Annotated in this window: 19 protein-coding genes; 5 read left to right on the top strand and 14 right to left on the bottom strand. The window is 54.9% G+C overall.

Annotated elements, in window-relative coordinates:
• Nucleotides 1-38: 38 nt before the first annotated feature.
• From HCZ99_RS01590 to ftsE, 3 genes are all read right to left on the bottom strand, one after another.
• Nucleotides 39-761: a YdcF family protein gene (locus HCZ99_RS01590; RefSeq protein WP_167445152.1), complete on the bottom strand. Its 723-nt coding sequence runs from the start codon at nucleotides 759-761 to the stop codon at nucleotides 39-41.
• Nucleotides 762-953: 192 nt separating this feature from the next.
• Entirely contained in the window at nucleotides 954-1856 is a 903-nt protein-coding gene (locus HCZ99_RS01585) for a cell division protein FtsX (RefSeq protein WP_167445151.1), read from the bottom strand.
• Between the two features lie 76 nt (nucleotides 1857-1932).
• Nucleotides 1933-2610: a cell division ATP-binding protein FtsE gene (gene ftsE, locus HCZ99_RS01580; RefSeq protein ID WP_167445150.1), complete on the bottom strand. Its 678-nt coding sequence runs from the start codon at nucleotides 2608-2610 to the stop codon at nucleotides 1933-1935.
• Nucleotides 2611-2970: 360 nt separating this feature from the next.
• Between ftsE and HCZ99_RS01575 the strand changes: the two genes are divergently transcribed.
• Nucleotides 2971-3801: a DUF3426 domain-containing protein gene (locus tag HCZ99_RS01575; RefSeq protein ID WP_167445149.1), complete on the top strand. Its 831-nt coding sequence runs from the start codon at nucleotides 2971-2973 to the stop codon at nucleotides 3799-3801.
• A 288-nt stretch (nucleotides 3802-4089) separates the two neighbouring features.
• Here HCZ99_RS01575 and HCZ99_RS01570 read toward each other — a convergent pair whose 3' ends face one another.
• From HCZ99_RS01570 to argH, 4 genes are all read right to left on the bottom strand, one after another.
• Entirely contained in the window at nucleotides 4090-6624 is a 2535-nt protein-coding gene (locus HCZ99_RS01570) for a DUF4175 domain-containing protein (protein WP_167445148.1), read from the bottom strand.
• Nucleotides 6625-6798: 174 nt separating this feature from the next.
• On the bottom strand, nucleotides 6799-8064 hold the full coding sequence (gene lysA / locus HCZ99_RS01565; RefSeq protein WP_167445147.1) for a diaminopimelate decarboxylase: 1266 nt from the start codon (nucleotides 8062-8064) through the stop codon (nucleotides 6799-6801).
• A complete protein-coding gene (gene lptM, locus HCZ99_RS01560) occupies nucleotides 8061-8207 on the bottom strand; it encodes an LPS translocon maturation chaperone LptM (protein WP_167445146.1) in 147 nt (48 codons plus the stop codon). The genes lysA and lptM overlap by 4 nt, the downstream gene beginning before the upstream one ends.
• Nucleotides 8204-9619, bottom strand: a complete 1416-nt coding sequence (gene argH, locus HCZ99_RS01555) for an argininosuccinate lyase (protein ID WP_167445145.1) — start codon at nucleotides 9617-9619, stop codon at nucleotides 8204-8206. The genes lptM and argH overlap by 4 nt, the downstream gene beginning before the upstream one ends.
• A gap of 31 nt (nucleotides 9620-9650) precedes the next feature.
• On the opposite strand from argH, the gene HCZ99_RS01550 reads away from it, so the two are divergent.
• The gene (locus tag HCZ99_RS01550) at nucleotides 9651-10211 is read left to right on the top strand and encodes a TlpA disulfide reductase family protein (protein WP_167445144.1); all 561 of its coding nucleotides are present in this window, start codon (nucleotides 9651-9653) and stop codon (nucleotides 10209-10211) included.
• A 62-nt stretch (nucleotides 10212-10273) separates the two neighbouring features.
• On the opposite strand, the gene rbsK is transcribed toward HCZ99_RS01550, so the two are convergent.
• From rbsK to HCZ99_RS01520, 6 genes are all read right to left on the bottom strand, one after another.
• A complete protein-coding gene (rbsK, locus tag HCZ99_RS01545; protein ID WP_167445143.1) occupies nucleotides 10274-11197 on the bottom strand; it encodes a ribokinase in 924 nt (307 codons plus the stop codon).
• 284 nt (nucleotides 11198-11481) lie between these two features.
• Nucleotides 11482-12369 carry a 3-hydroxybutyryl-CoA dehydrogenase gene (locus HCZ99_RS01540; protein WP_167445142.1) on the bottom strand — a complete coding sequence of 296 codons (888 nt, stop codon included), beginning with the start codon at nucleotides 12367-12369 and terminating at the stop codon, nucleotides 11482-11484.
• A 71-nt stretch (nucleotides 12370-12440) separates the two neighbouring features.
• Nucleotides 12441-13376: an electron transfer flavoprotein subunit alpha/FixB family protein gene (locus HCZ99_RS01535; RefSeq protein ID WP_167445141.1), complete on the bottom strand. Its 936-nt coding sequence runs from the start codon at nucleotides 13374-13376 to the stop codon at nucleotides 12441-12443.
• A gap of 15 nt (nucleotides 13377-13391) precedes the next feature.
• Entirely contained in the window at nucleotides 13392-14141 is a 750-nt protein-coding gene (locus HCZ99_RS01530; protein WP_167445140.1) for an electron transfer flavoprotein subunit beta/FixA family protein, read from the bottom strand.
• A 239-nt stretch (nucleotides 14142-14380) separates the two neighbouring features.
• Complete coding sequence (locus HCZ99_RS01525) at nucleotides 14381-14959, bottom strand: cob(I)yrinic acid a,c-diamide adenosyltransferase (RefSeq protein WP_167445139.1); 579 nt, start codon at nucleotides 14957-14959, stop codon at nucleotides 14381-14383.
• Between the two features lie 69 nt (nucleotides 14960-15028).
• Nucleotides 15029-15223, bottom strand: a complete 195-nt coding sequence (locus HCZ99_RS01520; RefSeq protein ID WP_167445138.1) for a twin transmembrane helix small protein — start codon at nucleotides 15221-15223, stop codon at nucleotides 15029-15031.
• Nucleotides 15224-15524: 301 nt separating this feature from the next.
• Between HCZ99_RS01520 and HCZ99_RS01515 the strand changes: the two genes are divergently transcribed.
• The 3 genes from HCZ99_RS01515 (at nucleotide 15525) to HCZ99_RS01505 (ending at nucleotide 18034) form a co-directional block, all read left to right on the top strand.
• The gene (locus HCZ99_RS01515) at nucleotides 15525-16229 is read left to right on the top strand and encodes a glutathione S-transferase N-terminal domain-containing protein (RefSeq protein ID WP_167445137.1); all 705 of its coding nucleotides are present in this window, start codon (nucleotides 15525-15527) and stop codon (nucleotides 16227-16229) included.
• Nucleotides 16230-16379: 150 nt separating this feature from the next.
• Nucleotides 16380-17546, top strand: coding sequence for an adenosylhomocysteinase (locus tag HCZ99_RS01510; protein WP_167445136.1), 1167 nt, complete (start codon nucleotides 16380-16382; stop codon nucleotides 17544-17546).
• A 29-nt stretch (nucleotides 17547-17575) separates the two neighbouring features.
• Nucleotides 17576-18034, top strand: a complete 459-nt coding sequence (locus tag HCZ99_RS01505; protein WP_167445135.1) for a hypothetical protein — start codon at nucleotides 17576-17578, stop codon at nucleotides 18032-18034.
• Between the two features lie 95 nt (nucleotides 18035-18129).
• On the opposite strand, the gene HCZ99_RS01500 is transcribed toward HCZ99_RS01505, so the two are convergent.
• The gene (locus tag HCZ99_RS01500; protein WP_167445134.1) at nucleotides 18130-20229 is read right to left on the bottom strand and encodes a methyl-accepting chemotaxis protein; all 2100 of its coding nucleotides are present in this window, start codon (nucleotides 20227-20229) and stop codon (nucleotides 18130-18132) included.
• Nucleotides 20230-20338 lie beyond the last annotated feature (109 nt).

Below are 20338 nucleotides of genomic sequence, written 5' to 3'. Positions count from 1 at the left end.
TTTGTAACAGCATTATGGCAATCGTAAAATGCCGATTGTTATCCGCCAATGCGCGGGATGCCGTTTGATGTTGCGTCGTCTTGGGCGTTTACTTCGGTGTCGCTTCGGATGTTGAGCGCCAGACGATTGCTTTCGGGGAGCAAATCCAAAACCGAGTTGCGCAGGCTGGCAAACAGGTATTTGTTATATTCGCTGGCGATTAAGGCCGCACTTCCGGGATAACGCCACCAACTGTCGATTTTGACATTATCGGGGAAGACGGGATTGGCGATCATGTCGACATCGGGCATCAGGCTTTTGAATTCCAAAAGCGAGCGGCGCATATGATAGTTCGCCGTGACGATGCGCAGGCTGGTATAGCCCTGTTCGTAGACCCAGACAGCGGTTTCAAGGGCATTGCCACGTGTGTTTTCCGCAACATGGCCCAGCACGACGCAGCAGGAAATCAGGCGCGGGTCAGATTTTCCGACCGACAGTAATTCATCGACTTCAACCCCGCGATACACCCCAGAGATAAACAGCTTTTTGGCCAAACCACGTGCGAGCAAACGGCGGCCTTCTGACAGGCGTTCGCTGCCGCCGGTCAGAACGACAATGGCATCGGTTTTCTGATCGGTGTTATCGACAGTGGTTGGGATGGAATTGACATACCATACGAACCCGGCAAGCCAAGCCAGCCCGATCATGATCAGGGTGGACAGCAAAAAGCGGAAGCGGCGAAAACGGCGCTTGTGTTGCACACTCAGGGGCGGTTTGTTCATGCGGTCATGCCTGATGCGGGGCGTGCGGGCATTTATCGAGGTCTCCTGCGGTGGCTAGAGCGTTGACCCAACTCTATCATATCGGACGGACATGTTCATCGGGTCTAGCACTTAAGTCCATGTTCCCAAAAGGGAAGCTTGGGGAACTATAGGCAGGCACGCTGCTGGTGACAACACGGGTTCCGATCAGAATTATAACATTTGTCGCAAGACACGCAGAACCGTGCGGGTTGCCGTGAGATAGGCGACAAAGGCAACCACAAACGGAATGGCGACCAGAAGGGCGATGAAAAGCGGACTAAACACCAGCGATGGCACCGGCCAGCCCGCGCGCATGCCAAGCCAGCCAATCATCACGGAAATCGGTAGGGCGATCAGAAGGCCCAGCAACGCGCCAAAAAAGGCGAGGCGTTGGCTATGGCGGCCAAATTGCCGGGCGATGTAATCATCCTGTGCGCCGATCAGGTGCAACAGTTCAATTATCCGGTGATGGATCGAAAAGCCCGATTTGGTGGCAAAAATGATCGACAGCATGGTGGCACCAAACAGAACCGCGATCAGAAGCGACAAGGCCAGTTCGACCGAAAAGGCGACATCGGCGATGCGTTCAATCCAGATGCGATGATCATCCAGAACTGCCTCGGGCGCGATGAGACCCAGCTTGGTTTCCAGTGCGTCGTAATTAAAGCCGGTTTCGGGCGTGATTTCGATGATGCGCGGAATGGGCAGTTCGCTGACGACTTCGTCGGGACCGAGCCACGGTTCAAGAAGGGCCGCCATGGTTTCGGGGCTGAGTTCTTCGATCCGGGCGATGCCAGGCATCGGGGCCAGTTCATCAATGATGGTATCGACGGTTTTTTGCAGGGCCTGTTCGCGCTCTTCGGGGCTGCGGTTGGCCAATTCGGTCGGGGGGACCTGAATCGACAGGCTGCCTTCGATCTGGCTGGACCATTGCCCGACGCTATCGTGCAGGACGGCAAGGCCGACCATCGAAAAGGTCAGCAGTGCCACCATCAGGGCAACGATACTTGGCAAGAAGCGCGACGAAGAATCGGCTTCTAGGGGCAGATGTGACGGATGTGAGCGAAAAGCCATAATCGTCTGTTGGTCCTATTGATCCTGTTGGCCCGGATATTGAGGCATGTCGTTAATCAAGGTCGTTGCGCGTATGTTAGCTGCTTTGGGTGACGTCGTGCAGGGTCGCCCCTTCGAGCAGCCATTGGGTATGGCCAAAGCGCCGCACAAGTTGCCGGTTATGGGTGGCAATCAGAACGGTGGTGCCCAGTTTATTGAGTTCTTCGAACAGATAAAGCAAACGCATGGCGATGCGGTCATCGACGTTACCGGTCGGCTCATCGGCCAAAAGAAGGGCCGGGCGCCCGATAACGGCACGCGCAATCGCGACACGCTGTTGCTGCCCACCGGAAAGACGCGATGGTTTGGCATTGATATGATCGCCCAAGCCAACCCATTCGAGCAATTCGGTGACGTTTTTACGGATTTGCAGGTCTTCGACGCCGGCAACGCGCAGCGGCAATGCGACGTTTTCAAAGGTGCTGAGGTGATTGATCAGGCGGAAATCCTGAAACACCACGCCGATTCTGCGACGGATTTCGGGAAGTTCTTCGCGCGGGATGCGGACATTGTCGCGGCCAAAAATATTTATTTCACCCCGAGTCTGACGCAGGGCGAGATATAAAAGGCGCATCAAAGTCGACTTGCCCGCACCTGACGCACCGGTCAGAAAGTGAAAGCTGCCGCGATGGAGGCTAAAGTTCAGGTCGCGTAAAATTTCCGGTCCGGATTCGTACCGGACTCCGACATTCCTGAAACTGACAACTTCGGTCAAGATCGGCGCTCCACTTGGTGTAAGGGCGGTTTGCTCAGACGATTGTCTTGGCAAATCATAACAATTTTTCTCACATTTGTCGGGGTTGGCGAAATGCTTTAGAACTCCGATATCGAAAACATATAATCGGTAAGAGGCGATTTTATGTGCGTTGGGGATGCCATGATCTGTGCCCGCGGGCAATGTTTAGACACCTAAATCGGGGCAGCTTCTATTATCTCTGCTTAACAGTCTGTTAAATCGCCGCTATTTACATATAGTGTTATTCTCTGCCGACGATATCGGGGGACCGTTGGTCACGAGTCCGTTTTAGGCCATCCCCGTGTTTGGTTCTGCTGACATCGAGATGCCAGGTTTGCAATGATCATAACTTGCCCAGATTGTTCTAAGAAATACTCCGTCAAAACGGAAGCCATCGGTCCGAAGGGCCGAACGGTACGCTGTAAGAACTGTGGGAATAGCTGGCATCAGGACCCGCCCGGGGTCAAGAAAGCAGCGCCTGCACCGGCACCGTCGTCGGATAATGATGTGCCGCCACCTTTTGATCAGGAAGGCGCACTTGGTGCTGATTTCAATGCCGATCAGATGGGCGGTGGCCCGGTGGATGAAGGGTTCGAGGATGCAGACCGCATTCCTGATCCGCCCCCGATCCCTGAACAGCTGATTCGCAATAATCCAAAGCCAGCGCCCAAAAAGAAAAAGGGCATTATTGGCTGGATCGTCTTTTTGCTGCTGATCGCAGGGATTGGCGCAGGTGCCTATTTTGCCAAAGACATCCTGATTAATGCATGGCCGCCGATTGCCAAGGTTTATGACATGGTTGGCCTTGATGTGCCCCATGTTGGCGATGGCCTTGATATCCGCGAATTGCCGCCAACCCGCGAAGACGAGGATGGCGTTGATGTGTTGGTCGTGCGTGCCGAGATCGTCAATATCGTCGAAGAACCGGTGGTGTTGCCGTATCTGCTGATCGAGCTTCTTGATCCGCTGGACCGGGTGGTTCAGCGCAAAAAGACGCCGCTGATCTATGATAAGAGCAAGGTCCAAAGCGGGGCGGAAATGCCGATGGAGCAGCAAATGCTGCCCGCCGGTGAAACCATTAAGGTGGAAACCAAAATCCGCCGCCCGAACCCGACCGCAACCCGATTGCAGGTCACGTTCCTTGACCCGCGCGAGGCCGTGGAACCGTAATCAACACGGGTTTCCAACAGCAAATAATGTGCAAAAGGCAGCGTTTCGACGCTGCCTTTTGTGTTTTGCGCTGTGGAATTGGGGCGTGGTTGGTGGCCCTATAAGGGGGCTGTGGAGGATGTGTGCGGCGAACCATCACGGATAAGGCTTAAGGGCGTACATCAGCGTCACGGGCGTTTAAAACGCCGGGCGTGGTCTGTTTGGGGCGGGATGGCGCCCCAAAGGGAATTTGTCGCCGGTGGTGGCATGGATGGGGTGGGCGTGCCGAGGTCGGGATTATGGTCGGGCTTAGAAGCGTTTGAGCAGCCGGTCGATATAATCCTGTTCGATCTGCGGGCGATCGGGATCGCCGGAACGGCGGCGAAGTTCCTGCATGATCCGCCAGGCCCGTTCAAGGGTATCGACATTGGGAATGGTGGTGGTGCCATCGCCCCCGACCGGACGGCCCAACGGATCGCGCCGCCCAGCCCCTTCGAGGTCTTCGAGCAGCGGGGCGAGTTGGCTCAGCCCTTCAAGGGCACGGTTGATTTCACCAATGCCCTTTTTAAGGTTTTCCATGGCTTGGCGTTGGTATTGCAGGGCTTCGTGGGATCGGTTGTGACCAAGGGCCTCTGCGGCGCGGCGCATGGCATCAATCACCGAATTCATGCCGCTGGCTTCGCCAAACTGGCCGATGTCGGGATTGTTGATGATGTCACCAGCGTCATTGGCCAAACCTTGTTGTTCCTCGGCGCGCTGACCGGGGCCGTTGCCGGTTGCGTTATTGTCGCCCTCGTTCATCAGGTTTTGTTGGCGGCGCGATAGATCACGCATGCCATCAAGCATTTCGCGCAAGGCCGATGTGATGTCCATGCCGCCTTCGCCGGTGGTGACTTGCATATTTTCCACAAGTTCACGCAGCCGTTCGATCAATTGACGGGCATCATCACGCGCCCCGGCGCGCATCAGCGCATCAATCTGATCAATGATCCGCGACAGGTCTTGTTGTTCAATGGTGGCGGTGGCTTGTTGCTGATCCTCGGCCGCGGGGGCGGCGTCACGGGTTAAGGCCGCCAGATATTCGTTCAGCGCCTTGCGGTAATTTTCGATCAATTGGGCGATTTCGGCCTCTGTCACGTCCGGATCAGACAGCGCTTCAAGCAGGGCTTCTTCGGCCTCCATCAGGTTGCGTTCGGCAATGCCATAGCTGCCGCGTTCGATTTCCTCGGCAATGTGCCAAAGAAGCCCGGCGACATCTTGATGCACAGCGCGGTCTTCAAGGTTGGCGGCCAAGCGGCTTTCGGCGACGGACAAAGTCAGAAACACGCCGATATGGCTGTTATAGGCCTGCGGGGCATACAGGACCGGCAGCAAGGCCTGCTGCATTTCGTGCGCCCGATCTGGATGACGCAAAAGAGCCCGGCGAATGGCGATCAGTTTTTGCGCGACCGGATGGGTAAATTCGCGTTCGGGCAAGACAAGCGACCGCATGTCGCTGAGTGCAGTTTGACCGGCATTGTCGCGTGCATGCATCTGAATATTGACCGGCAAACCCGCCCATGGATGGGCGACCAAATCGACAAACCGTGGGCCTTCGATCCGGGTCGGGGTGCGGGCTGTGTCGCTATTTGTATCGGTATTGGCATTGGTGCCGGTACTGCCACCGGCATTGGCGCGACCGCTGTCTTCGCCCTTGAGGTTGATGGTGATGGCGTCAATCGGGCCAAACGGATCGAGCACACCGTTTTCAGGGGCCGGGGTGATGACAAGGTCAAGCTGGGTCATGCCGTAATCATCATTGGCGACATAATCAAAGCGCAAATGATCGCGGCGTGTGACCGTTGGCGGGCTGACAAAGCGTGCAGTCGGCACCTTGTCAGCCACCAGATTGATGTTCAGGGTCGTTCGGTCTGTGCCCCACACCGAAATGCGCCACATGCCCGGCTGATTGATCGCGGTGGATAGCACATAGCTGTTATTGCCGCTGTCAGTAATGACGCGTTCGCCGTCTGGGGCGGTTAAGGTCGGTTCCCAGATGCTAGAGATCGTGCCGTCCAGCGTCGACCCAGCGGGGACTTCAACATTGATGACGTCGTTATTGGCGTTGGCATCGGCGTCGGTGTCGCGAGTTGCTGCATCAGCGCTGGTGGTTTGTGCCGCGGAAGATGGGCGTTGCCCCGAAAGGGATGCGGTGTCTGCGCCGGTTTTGGAAATTTGCAAGACACGTGGCACTTGCCCGGTATAGGGCGGCGGGGTGACCCAAAGCGTTGCACTGAAATCCGCCGTGCCCAAACGTTGCAGGGGGCTAAACGCCTTGGAAAACCGTTCGGAAACGGCGTTGTGCCCAACCATGATGCCGACAAACAGCACCAAAACCGGAAGGACGACCACGCCAAAGCGGTCAATCCGGCTGATGGCGGGGATGGGGCGGGGCAGGCGGAGTTTTGCAATGGCTGCTTCGTGCAGGCCGATCTGCTTTTGCCAAAGATACACCGTGAAGGGGTCTTCGGTTTTGGAAATCTGGTCTTCGAGGCTTTGCAGCGGATTGTTGGCCAGCCCGTTTTCATATTCAAGGCGGTGCAAAATATCGCGCCGGGTCGGCCAATGAAAATGACGCCACGGCATCAAGAGCGCGACCAACATGGCAACGGCCAAAACCGACAGCAATATGATGTGGCCAGAGGGGGGTAAAAGTTCAAAGGTTCCGGTTAAGGTCAGGCCCACGGTCAGGATCACCAACCCCAGTGGGGCCATCACACGCGGCCATACCGATTCCCAAAGCAAAACCATGCGCGTTCGACGCACATGGGTTTCCATTTCGGGATAGGGCGGTATCAGCGACATGCGATCAGGGGTCCTTTGCGCCAGTTACAGGCGGTTGATGTCTGGCCTGTTCACTCCTTGTTAGAGTTTGGGGCTTTGTGATCTTTGGTCAAGTTATTGCGTATTTGTGATGCAAATAAAAAGGCGGCCCCCGAAAAAGGGCCGCCTTAAAACAGTCGTGTTGGTCAAAGTGGCTTAATCAAGCCAATCTGGGATGCGATCCATGTTGATCACGTCGTCAATTTCCTGACGCGGACGCACGATGGCAAAGGCATCGTCCTTTACCAGGACTTCTGGGATCAGCGCACGGGTGTTGTAGGTCGATGACATGACCGCGCCATATGCACCCGCCGACATCACCGCGACCAGATCACCGGCCTTAAGGTTATCGGGCAATGTGCGATCCTTGCCGAACGTATCGCCGGTTTCACAGATCGGGCCGACAATATCGACAGAGGCCTGCTTATCGTCAGCCCCCTGTTCATCAACCGGGATGATTTCGTGATAGGCGCTGTAAAGGGTCGGGCGGATCAAATCGTTCATTGCGGCATCAAGGATGACAAAGCGTTTGGCTTCGCCGTCTTTGACGTACATGACGCGCGATACCATGATGCCCGCATTGCCCGCAATCAAACGGCCCGGTTCAAGCGTGATGTGACAGCCAAGATGACCAACGGTTTCACGCACCATCTGACCATAGGCATCAGGAAGCGGGGGTGTTTCGCCCTGATAGGCGATGCCAAGACCGCCACCCAGATCAAGATTGCGGATTTCAATGCCCTCAGCACGGAGCTGTTCGACCATGCCGGCGATGCGTGTAAACGCCTCGCGGAAAGGGGCAAGATCGGTCAGTTGCGATCCGATATGCATGGCGATACCGGTAATTTCGATCCCGTCCATGGCGGCGGCATCGCGGTACACCTCAATCGCGCGGGTCCAGTCGATGCCGAATTTGTTTTCGGCCTTACCGGTGGCGATTTTTTCGTGGGTTTTGGCGTCTACGTGCGGATTGATGCGCAGGGCGATCCGGGCCTTTTTGCCCATTTCAAGGGCAACACGGTTCAGCTCAATCAGTTCAGGGATGCTTTCGACATTGATCTGGCCAATGTCGGCATCAAGGGCTTCGCGCATTTCGGCGTCAGCCTTGCCCACGCCAGAGAAAATGATTTTCGCCGGTGCAATGCCCGCACGCAGGGCGCGGCGCATTTCGCCAACCGACACAACGTCGGCACCCGCACCAAGTTTGCCAAGGGTTTTAAGAACCGCCTGATTGGAGTTTGCCTTTACCGCATAGCAAACGGTCGCATTCAAACCATCAAATGCATCGGCATAAACGGTGTAATGGCGTTCCAGCGTTGCAGTGGAATAGCAAAAGAACGGGGTTCCGACTTTTTCAGCCAGTTCAGGAACAGAGACGCCTTCGGCATGAAGGACGCCATCAACATATTCAAAATGGTTCATCTGCTTGGATAGTCCCTTGGAAATTCGTTGCCTTTTTCCGTTGGCGGTTCCAGCGGGCCTTTTTTGCCACACGCTGCCACCGAAAGACCCAACATGATTGCAAGTGCGGCAATGGTGCCGCGTTTAAGCAAAGTGGTTGTCATTTAAGGAACCTTTCCTTTGCCGCCGCCACAGATTCGGTCACCCGAACCGGCGCCGTGCCGCCAAAGCTTTGACGTGCAGCAACCGATGCTTCGACGGTGAGGACATCATAAACAGCATTGGTGATTTTGGGTTCAATCCCCTGAAGGTCTTCAAGGGAAAGCTGATCAAGATCGCAGCCCTTGGTTTCGGCCAGTTTCACGGTGGCCCCCACAACATGGTGCGCATCGCGGAACGGCATGCCAAGTTCCGCCACCAGCCAATCGGCAAGATCGGTTGCGGTGGTGTAACCGGCACCCGCGGCGGCCCGCATGTTATCGGCAAAGACTTTCATGTCGGCAATCATGCCGGTCATGGCCGCCACACACAGACCAAGATGGTCGTGGGCTTCGAATACCGGTTCTTTGTCTTCTTGCATGTCTTTGGAGTATGCCAGCGGCAAACCCTTCATCGACAGCATCAACGAGTTATAGCAGCCAACGATACGACCAATTTTGGAGCGGATCAGTTCGGCGGCATCCGGGTTGCGTTTTTGCGGCATGATCGAAGAGCCGGTCGAAAACTTGTCGGACATGCCGATGAATTTAAACTGAGCCGAGCACCAGATGACCATTTCTTCGGCCAAGCGCGACAGATGCATGGCGGTGATCGACGCGGCATTAAGATATTCCAGCGCGAAATCACGGTCTGATACCGCATCAAGCGAGTTTGCCGTCGGACGGTCAAAGCCAAGGGTGCTTGCGGTCATGTGACGGTCAATCGGGTAAGGCGTGCCAGCAAGGGCGGCTGAGCCCAGCGGGTTTTCATTGACCCGGGTGCGGCAATCGGCAACGCGTCCACGGTCACGGCCAAACATTTCGACATAGGCCAAAAGATGGTGGCCAAACGTCACTGGCTGGGCCGCCTGAAGGTGGGTGAAGCCCGGCATGATGGTTTCGGCGTGCGTACCAGCCTGCGTGATCAGGGCTTCTTGAAGGCCCTTAAGGCCGACTTCAAGATCGGCCAAAGCAACATCGCGGACCCACAGTTTGAAATCGGTCGCGACCTGATCATTGCGCGAGCGTGCGGTATGCAGGCGACCAGCCGCCGGACCAATCAATTCACGCAGGCGGCTTTCGACATTCATATGGATATCTTCAAGGGCGGCAGAGAATTTAAAGGCGCCGCTCTCGATTTCTTGAAGAATCTGGTCTAGACCATTGGTGATTTTCTCGCCATCTTCGGCAGGAATGATGTTCTGCTTGACCAGCATCGCGCAATGGGCTTTTGAGCCCTGGATATCCTGGGCATAGAGGCGTTTGTCAAAACCGATGGAAGCGTTGATTTCTTCCATAATGGCAGACGGGCCTGCTTCGAAGCGGCCGCCCCAAAGGGAATTGGCGTTTTTCTGGTCGGTGGCGTTTTGGTCGGTCATTGTGATCCGCAGTACTGGAAAGGTGGGTGTTGTGAAGTCTTTGCTTCGTTTCGTAAAACTTGGCGTGATTGTCGCCATATCGGGCATTTATGCAACCCCTGCCTTTGCAGAACCGCAATTCCCGTCTGAACTTTCCAAAATGATCGAGCTTCGCAACGCCGAATCGTTGCTTGAAAATGCAACATTCGTCGACGCGGCAGGCACGGAAACGTCCCTTAACAGCCTGAAAGGACAGGTTGTTTTGGTTAATCTGTGGGCGACATGGTGTGTGCCATGCGTCAAGGAAATGCCCGAGCTTGATCAGCTGGCTGCTGAAATGGCCGATAAGCCCATGCGGGTTTTGGCCCTTAGTCAGGATCGTGGCGGGGCGGAAGATGTTTCGAAATTCTTTGAAAACAATAGAATCGAACATTTGGACGTGCTTTTGGACCCCAAAGGGGCGACCGCACGCGCCATGGGCGCACGCGGGTTGCCAACCAGCTTTATCATTGATGCGAATGGTGAACTGATTGGCAAGTTAGAAGGCATCGCCAAATGGGACGCCCCGGAAGTGATCGCGTATTTCAACCGTTTGATCGACCAGGCATCTTAAGCGCATCATAAGGCTATCGTAAGCCCATCGTAAGGCTGGGATGACCGGTCAGAATGGGATGATCACGCCGTTCCGTCCATCAATGCCGTAACTTGATCAAGGGTAGGGGCGGCTTCGGCGGCACCGGGGCGGGTGGTGGCCAATGCGCCGCTGGCGCAGGCAAACCGCACCGCATCGGGCAGGCTTTGCCCCTTGTACAGGGCGACGGCCAAACCGGCGTTAAAGGAATCCCCCGCGCCGACGGTATCAATGGCGGTGACGTTAAAGGCCGGGATCAGGTCGCTTTGACCATCGGCGGAATAGAATGCGCCGATGCCGCCCATTTTGATGATGACGGTTGCGGGCCCCATTTCATGAATGATTTTGGCGGCCTCGGACGCGGTTTGGGCGTCTTCGGGGAGGATGCCGGTCATGGCGCGGCATTCGGTGACGTTGGGGGTGATGATATCGGTCAGCGCCATCAAATCGCGTAACACGACGCGATCAGGGACCGGGGCGGGATCGAGCATGATTTTAGCCCCACCTTCGCGGGCATGTTTCATGGCGCAGTCGATGGCAATCACCGGGCATTCCAATTGCAACATCAAGATATCGCAGCCGTGAAGGCGATCTTGTTTTTCATGAACATCTTCGCGGGTCATGGTCATGTTCGCGCCGCCCGCGACAGTGATCATGTTTTCACCGCTTTCTTCGATGGAAATCAGGGCCATGCCGGTTTGGATATCCGGGGCGATGATCAGGTTTTCGACATCAAGCCCCTCGGCGCGCAGGGTTGCGACCAGTTGATTCCCCAGCATATCGTCACCGATTTTGGAAATGAAAGTCGGTTGAACGCCAAGGCGTGCGACGGCAACGGCCTGATTGCAGCCTTTGCCGCCCGCGCCGGTGCTGTATTTTTTGGCAAGGACAGTTTGGCCCGGTGTTGGCAGGCTGGTGACGCGGGCCGCAAAATCGATATTGGAGCTTCCAACAACTGCAATCGTCATGTTTTATCCAAATAGAAAAATAACAATACCTTTTGATAATATTGGGCGTGATGCGGGGCTTTAAAGAACCCAGAGTTAATTCTGTTGGGAATTTGGGACCGTTTTGGGGCAGTGCCGATATTTCGTAAAATTGATCGATTTTGCGATCAAGGATCGGCGCGGTCTGCGTTAAGGCATCTGCGGAAAAGCGTTGGGGATTAGGGCGTTACAGGCGCAATAAAAAAGCCGCTGCAAAGGTGCAGCGGCTTAATCTGATGCGTTGTGCCAAATGGCAGCGATATGGCTTAGCGGGTTGGGACGGGTTCGTCGCCGCTATAGTCGTAGAAACCACGACCAGCTTTGCGGCCGAGCCAACCGGCTTCGACATATTTTACCAGAAGCGGGCACGGACGGTATTTGGTGTCGGCCAGACCATCATGCAGGACATGCATGATCGAAAGGCAGGTATCCAAACCAATGAAATCGGCCAGTTGCAACGGGCCCATCGGATGGTTGGCACCAAGGCGCAACGCCGTATCAATCGATTTGACGTTCCCGACACCTTCATACAGCGTGTAGATCGCTTCGTTGATCATCGGCAGCAAGATACGATTGACGATGAAAGCCGGGAAATCTTCGGCACTTGCCGTTTCTTTGCCGAGTTTCTTGGTCAGTTCGTGAATGGTGCGATAGGTCACTTCGTCGGTCGCGATGCCGCGGATCAGTTCGACCAGCTTCATCAGCGGGACCGGGTTCATGAAGTGCATGCCCATGAATTTCGACGGGCGATCCGTATAGGACGCCAGACGTGTCACCGAGATCGAAGATGTGTTGGTCGCGATGATCGCTTCGGGGCCAAGAACCGGGCACAGCGCCTTGAAGATCTGTTTTTTAACTTCTTCATTTTCGGTCGCTGCTTCGATCACCAGATCACAATCAGACAGGAAGCTATATTCCGTTCCGGTTGAGACGCGCTTGAGCGCATCGTCTTTTTGCGCTGCGGTAATCAGTTCTTTTTTGACCTGACGATCCATGTTCTTGCCCATCGCGTCAAACGCCTTATTCAGGGCGTCTTGCGAGATGTCGAGAAGTCGGACGTCGTAACCGGCAAGGGCAATCACATGAGCAATGCCATTGCCCATTTGTCCTGCGCCAATCACGCCAATGGTTTTGATATCTTCTAGCGAAGCCATTTTTTCCCCACTCGTCCCTTTAGGGTCAAAACAATACACAATCGACTGTTTTGACCCTAGATGGGATCAGTTTATTTGTCGAGTTCACTCGCCAGAGCGGGAAGGGCCTCGAACAGGTCACCGACAAGGCCGTAATCGGCAACCGAGAAGATCGGTGCTTCTTCGTCCTTATTGATCGCGACAATGACCTTACTGTCCTTCATGCCGGCAAGGTGCTGAATAGCACCTGAAATGCCTACAGCAATGTATAGCTGCGGTGCAACAACTTTGCCTGTCTGGCCGACTTGCCAGTCATTCGGTGCGTATCCGGCATCAACCGCAGCGCGTGATGCGCCAATCGCCGCACCGAGTTTATCGGCAATCGGTTCGATCAGGTGGAAGTTCTCACCCGAGCCCATGCCACGACCACCAGAAATCACAATGCTGGCCGCGCTGAGGTCTGGACGTTCCGACTCGGTCAGTTCCTGACCGACGAAGCTTGATTTACCGGCATCGGAAACCGTTGCGACGTCTTCGATCGATGCAGAGCCACCTTCGGCCGCAACCGGATCAAAGCCCGTGGTCCGCACGGTGATCAGTTTGAGGCTGTCAGATGACTGCACGGTTGCCATGGCATTACCGGCATAGATCGGACGGACAAAGGTATCGGCACTTTCGACATCGGTGATGTCAGAAATCTGTGCGACGTCCTTAAGGGCAGCAACACGGGGCATGAAGTTTTTGCCCGAGGTGGTTGCCGGTACCAGAACGTGGCTGTAATCGCCTGCCAGTTCGGAGACCAGACCGGCCATGTTTTCAGCCAGGAAGTGGCCATAGGCCGCATTATCAGCCACCAGAACTTTGCCAACGCCGTCAACCTTGGCCGCGGCATCGGCAACAGCGCGGCAATTTTCGCCGGCAACCAGAATGGTGATGTCGCCACCGATTTTCTGTGCAGCAGCAACGGTGTTAAGCGTGCCACCCTTCAGTTCGGTATTGTCGTGATCGGCAATAACAAGAATGCTCATTTGAATGATCCCCGCTTATATGACTTTTGCTTCGTTGCGCAGCTTGTCGACAAGCTCAGCAACGTCAGCAACTTTGACACCTGCCTGACGTGCCGGTGGTTCGGCCACTTTCAGGGTTTTCAGGCGGGGCGCTGTATCAACACCAAGGTCCGCCGGGGTCATGGTATCAAGCGGCTTTTTCTTGGCCTTCATGATGTTTGGCAGCGACGCGTAGCGCGGCTCATTGAGGCGCAGGTCGGTGGTGACAATCGCCGGAAGATCGATTTTGATGGTCTCAAGACCGCCATCAATTTCACGGGTGACGTCCAGCTTGCCATCAGCAACGACAACCTTGGATGCGAAGGTGCCCTGCGACCAGCCAAGAAGGGCAGAAAGCATCTGACCGGTTTGGTTGGCATCATCATCAATCGCCTGTTTGCCGAGGATCACGATATCGGGATTTTCCTTGGCGACGACTTCTTTGAGGAGTTTGGCAACGGCGAGTGGCTGAAGCTCATCCTCGGTTTCGACCAGAATGCCGCGGTCGGCACCCATGGCAAGAGCAGTGCGGAGCGTTTCCTGACACTGTTTTACGCCAAGCGAAACAGCAACCACTTCGGTGGCAGTACCTGCTTCTTTGAGGCGGACAGCCTCTTCAACGGCGATTTCGTCAAACGGGTTCATGGACATTTTGACGTTGTTCAATTCAACGCCAGACTGGTCCTGTTTGACACGGATCTTGACGTTGTAATCCACAACGCGCTTAACGGCGACAAGAACCTTCATGACAGACCTGTTCGTTTTTGTTGTCAAAACTATGGGTTTGCCGCGCACTGCCGGGGCAGTTTGCGGCGCGCCCGCATGGTAATAGTTTCCCCGCGATGCACAATAGGCAGTGCACCGGAGGTTGTCAATTTACGTAAAGAGGTTAACGTTAACGATAACTTCTTCACTTGATTTTCTCGCCCTTGAATATCTTGATAAGGGACTAAGCCCCGCTTGAACAGGGGGTTTTTCGGTTTTTGTTACCGCGTTAGGCCCGGTTGCCACAGGATGTCACCTTTGCCGCCATCATTGGCGTGGCGCGACAGGACAAACATATGGTCCGACAAGCGGTTGATATAGCGGACGGCTTCGGGGTTGATGGCCTCGATTCCCGCCAGTTCGACGATCAAGCGTTCCGCGCGGCGCGATACGGTGCGCGCGACGTGAAGCTGTGCGGCCAAGGCACTGCCGCCGGGCAACACAAACGATTTTAACGGATCAAGATTTGCGTTGATCCGATCAATTTCGGCTTCGAGGCGTTCGGTTTGTTTGGCGGTGATGCGAAGGGCGGGTTGTTCGGGATTATCGTCCGTGCCATCGCCCGGCGTGCACAGATCAGCGCCCAGATCAAAAAGATCGTTCTGGATGCGGGCCAACATGGCATCGACATCGGCGTTATCGGACGAATGCAGGCGGGCGACACCGATCACGGCATTGGTTTCATCAACCGTTCCATAGGCGGTAACGCGGATATCATTTTTGGCAACGCGTGATCCGTTACCAAGGGCGGTTTTCCCCTTGTCGCCAGATTTCGTGTAGATGCGTGTCAGTTGAACCATGTGTCGTCCGTTATGTCAGAAGAATTGTGGAAAAAGGGATGAAGAACGATAAGACGAAAAAATAGGGGGCTATTTCCCAAGCGCCATGAAAGACAGAATAAACAAAATTAAAAGCGCGAGGGCCTGAAGCAAGACGCGAAGCTGCATTAACTTGTTGGATTTGCGGGCATCTTTGCCGCGCGCCATGGAAACGATGCCCAAAATCAGCACGACCGCAACCGCGGCCATCGCCAGCATCGCACCAATCTGAAGAAATGCAGCCATTTGTGTTTCTCCCTGCTTTTCCCCTTATGGGGATTTTTCGAAATCTTATCGTGCAATGGCATACGCGCCGGTGCGGCCCAAGGTTCAACCATCGCCATTATATTACGGGCGGCGATATGCTGCGCCAAACAGACCGTTGGGGCAATACCCAGAAACAGGAAACTGTTTAAAAGGTGCTGGCGTTTCAAAAGATTTGGCCTAAATCACTGGGATATGATGTTTCGGCAAGGCGGTTTTTGTTTACGCCAGAATGCCGAGATGATTTCGCGATATCTTTTGTTAAACGAAGGATCACATCCCGATGGCTGATTTGTCTGACTTTGAAATTACCAAACGCTGGCCTGCCAAGAATCCCGATATTTTGCAGCTTTATTCCTATCCGACGCCAAATGGCGTGAAGGTTTCGATCCTGCTTGAGGAACTTGGGCTTGAGTATGAAGTACACCAGGTCAAAATCGGCGATGATGAAACCTGGACGCCGGAATTCTTGTCGCTTAATCCCAATGGCAAAATACCGGCGATCATTGATCCGGATGGGCCGGGCGGCAAGCCGATGGGATTGTTTGAATCCGGGGCGATTTTGCAATATCTGGCGGAGAAAACCGGCAAGTTCCTGCCAAGTGATCCGGCAAAGCGGATGGAAACCCTGCAATGGGTCTATTTCCAGATGGCCGGGCTTGGCCCGATCTTTGGGCAGCTTGGGTTCTTTTATAAGTTTTCTGGCAAAGAGATCGAAGATAAGCGCCCGCGTGATCGCTATGCCAATGAAAGCAAGCGGTTGCTTGGTGTGTTGGATCAGCGTCTTGAAGGCCGTGACTGGATCATGGGCGATGAATATACCATTGCCGATATCGCCACCCTTGGTTGGGTGCGGGCGATTAACGTGTTTTATGAGGCCGGTGATTTGGTCGAATATGACAAGCTGAAAAACGTTCCGGCATGGCTTGAGCGCGGCTTGGCACGTCCTGCCGTTCAGCGTGGCTTGGAAATCCCGCCATTTGATTAAGGGATTTTGCCATCCGATAGGATGGCGGATGAATGAGATAATGTGACCTTTGACCAGTGACCGAATGGAGAGAAATGCTTTCCATTCGGTCAGGCTGGCTTTAACGTCCGGGCAGATGAATTGCCCCACGATGTTAAGAGACCCGCCGACATGACCAGCCGCATCAAAGACCTGGCCCTTGCCGCACAGATCACGGACGAAACCCTTGCATGGCGCGACGTTATTTGCCCGGTCACGGCAAAATACGGAAATTATGTCGCCAAACGCGATCTGCGCGATAAAACCATCGTCAGTTTCCAACATGTTCTGGAAGACACCATTCCGACCCTGTTGCCGTTTGTTAAAGCCGGGGCAAAGGTTAAGGTTGGTGCGTGCAATCCGGATAGTACCGATGATGTTGCGGCGGCCTATTTGGCGGCCAACGGGGTCGAGGTACATGCATTTTCGGGCATGACCCCGGATGAATATGCCAAAAGCATCGATATCCTGTCGTCCGAGCCCGCTGACATCATTGCCGATATGGGCGGGGAGTTGATTGAGGCCTTTGTGCAAAAGGGGCAGAAAGTGGATGGCGCGCTTGAGGCGACCACCACGGGCGTGCACCGGGTTGAAAAGCTTGAATATGCGTTTCCGGTGTTTAACTGGAACGACATCGCGATCAAGGATCGCCTGCATAATCGCCATCACGTCGCGCAGGAAATGTGGCCGGTCTTTTCCAATGTGACCGGATTGGCGCTTTATGGGCGCACCGTGCTTGTGATTGGCTTTGGGCCGGTCGGGCGTGGTGTGGCGGAACGTGCGCGGAATTTGGGGGCGGTGGTTTCGGTTTCTGAACGCGATCCAGTGCGCGCCCTTGAAGCCCAGCATCACGGATGCCGGGTGGTTTCCCTTGAAGATGGTCTGAAAGAAAACGCGATCATTGTGACCGCCACCGGCCTTTCGGGCATTTTGGGCGCAAACCAAATCAAGCAATGCCGTCGCGGGGCGATTTTGATCAATGTCGGGCATTCCAATACCGAGATCGATGTCGCGTGGCTTGATCGCCAAAAACAAACCAAAATGCGCCGCCACATCGAACGGTTTGAGCTTGAAAACAGCCGGGAGGTTTATTTGCTCAACCGCGGCAGCTTGCTGAACCTGGCACCGGGGATGGGTGGATCGGGCAAGGATCTGTTTGATCCGTTTTCCGCCATCCTTATTCGCGGGATTGATTGGCTGGCATCGGGTGGTGCGGCCTCGTTCAAGCCGGGGTTCTATGACTACCCGGCCGAGATCGAACGCGAAATCGCCGAGGCCATTTTACATTCGCACAGTTAACTCCCGTTTCGATTTAAGGATATCCACCAATGAAAGCATTGGAATGGATTGAAGACAAATTTCGTGAATACGACACCCCGCGCCTTTACTGCGGTGGTTTGGCTGTAAAGGCCTATGGCGGGACGCGGCCGCTTAATGACATTGACGTGTTTGTGCCCGATGTGACGTTCTGGCCGCTGGTTGAGGCGTTAAAGGATCATATTCGCAAACCGGCCATCCGTCAGTGCGAGGCGGGCTGGGATTTGACCTATGTGCAGTTTGTCTATGACGGCATGAAGATCGAAATCGGCAGCGATGACACTCCGCGTATTCAGGATGGGGCAACTGGCCAATGGTGTGCGCTTGAAATCGATTTTGACGACGCGGAAATGCGGACCTATGAGGAATGTGATCTTCCGGTGATGGCGCGTGATAAACTGATCGCCTACAAACAAATATTGGCGCGTGAAGTGGACCTGATTGATGTTGCAGAACTTACGGATGGTTGAGCGGCCTGCACTGCGAGCCGCAAAGTAAACTTAAGAGCCAAACACCCCGGTCAGATGGCCGGGGTGTTTTTTGACGGCTGTATAATTTTTTGGGATTAGGAACGATAACCGATCCGCAGATTACCCCACTGTTGCCCGTTGACCATGATCGGTACGTCGCATTCTTTCATGAAGACAACATGATCGCCCATGTCGCGGAAATAGGTTTGCAGCAGGTGCGGTTTGGTGTTGCGCCCGGCCATGAGACCCGCGCGATCATCAAAGATGCGCCGGTTGCGGCAATTGCCCATATTCCATGCCGGTTCACCGGGCTTTTGCGGTTGGCTATAGATTTTATTGTGGGTCGGAAGATAGCCGTTGGTGTCGACGCCAGCGGCAAAGACAATGTGTTTGTCTTTTTCCAGTATGGCTTCTTGTAGCGGGGTGAAATGGCGATCGGTGAATTCGATATAGGGCGTCATGAATTGTTGCGGGTCGCTGTCTTCAATCGGCTCATAGCGAGTATTGAACAGGTCGTCTTGGTCAATTTCATTGTTGCGAAGACCTGATTCCAGAACCTTGCCAAGTTCGGCGGCCAGTTCCAAACCAAGATCGGCGATCTTGCCGTCATGATCGTGGGTTTTGCGCAAATGATCGAGGATCACCTGATGGGCATGATCATCGATCTCGGTAAATTGAACATGCGTCCCAAGGTTTGAGGTCGCCTTGACCACCCCATGCAGAACCGTGTCGTCATCCATGGTGATGATGATCGATTTGCCGCGGTCTTGGTCGCTGGCGTCGATACGTGCGAGCAGCCCGGCTGGTGACATGTCAGCGGTGACGCCGGTTCGAACGTCGCCCTTGCCAAAATCAACGGTGATGTCGACAGCAATTGGCGCGCGTTCTTCGTTTTGATGGCCGGTGGCATCGGCACTGCGCAACACACCGCGGAACCGGTTTTCCATTTCGGTGATGTCGTTGCGGATGTTGGATGCCAAAATGCGCAGGTTTTCCGCCGTCTGGGTGGCGTTTTGCGACTTGTCACTGGCGAGGGCAATATCGTTTGAAATCCCCTGCATGTGGGTGGAGACTTCCTGTGCGCTGTTGGAAATTTCGGCAATCGCGGCGGTTTGTTGTTCGACCGATGCGGAAATGTCAGATGACAGCTGACTGACTTCGCCGATTGCGCCACCAATGCCCTCAATCGCGGTAACGGCCTCAGACGTGGCGCCTTGAATGGCGGAGATTTGCGCGTTGATATCAAGGATGGCTTTTTCGGTCTGGGTGGCGAGGTTTTTGACCTCGTTCGCGACGACGGCAAATCCCTTGCCCGCGTCGCCCGCACGTGCGGCCTCAATCGTGGCATTTAGGGCCAGCATCTTGGTCTGATCGGAAATGCGTTTGACGATGTCGACGACTTTGCCGATCTCGCTTGCGGTGTCAGACAGGCTGTTCATCGTTTGCGATGTTTCTTGCGCGCGGGTGACAGCCTGACCGGCGATGTCATTGGTTTTGTGGATGCGCTCGGCGATTTCATGGCTGGAGGCCTGAAGTTCTTCGGTGGCCGATGCAACGGTGGAGACATTGTTGCTGGCGATTTCGGTGGTGGCGGTGATCCGTTCGACCAAGCCGGAAAGTTCATTGGCATCGGTTTCCATTGCCTGGGCGACGTCATTGGTGCGGCCTGCCTGAAAACCGACCTCGGAAATGATGTTATCGGTTTCGCGTTCAATGATTTCCGACATTGATTGGACTTCGGATGCGGCGCGCCGTTGTGTTTGCATGGCACCCAGCGCGTTCATCAAACTTGCCATATCGGCCATCAAAAGGGCGCGCGCGGCGTCGACAAAAGCCGAAGGCGGACCGGCGCGTTTTGAGCTGGTGGCAAGGGATGCGCAGTTGGCAGCGGTATCGTGATAGGCCTGCACAATCTGATCGGGGGTAAAATCCGCCGTCGCGTTGGCCAGAATGTGCCCGTCAAAGCAGCTGTTAAATTCCGCCGCCGAGGTGGCATTGGCCATCGAGCGAAATCGGTTGGCCAGATCATCGGCAAGGTTTTGCGGCATGTTTGCAGGTGTGGTGTTTTCCGGCACCCCAAACAGCGCGTCAACCAATGCCTGGGCAAGCTGGTCGGCGTGCGGATCAAAAAGGTCCTTGGTGTTGCCTATGCGCGCATAGATTGTGTTGTTAGACGTGGCGGAGACGTGATTCATTTTACGTCGCTCCCTGTTTCCCCTTGCGGCTTTTTGCCGATATTGCGCCGGTTCTTATTGACCTGCGTTCATGTCGATGAAGTGTACCACCATAGATTGGGGAGTAATG

The organism is Thalassospira lucentensis, from assembly GCF_011806425.1.
In the GTDB taxonomy this organism is placed as follows: domain Bacteria; phylum Pseudomonadota; class Alphaproteobacteria; order Rhodospirillales; family Thalassospiraceae; genus Thalassospira; species Thalassospira lucentensis_B.
The sequence above is the reverse complement of the archived record's forward strand: the minus strand, read 5'-3'. Positions and strand labels throughout refer to the sequence as shown.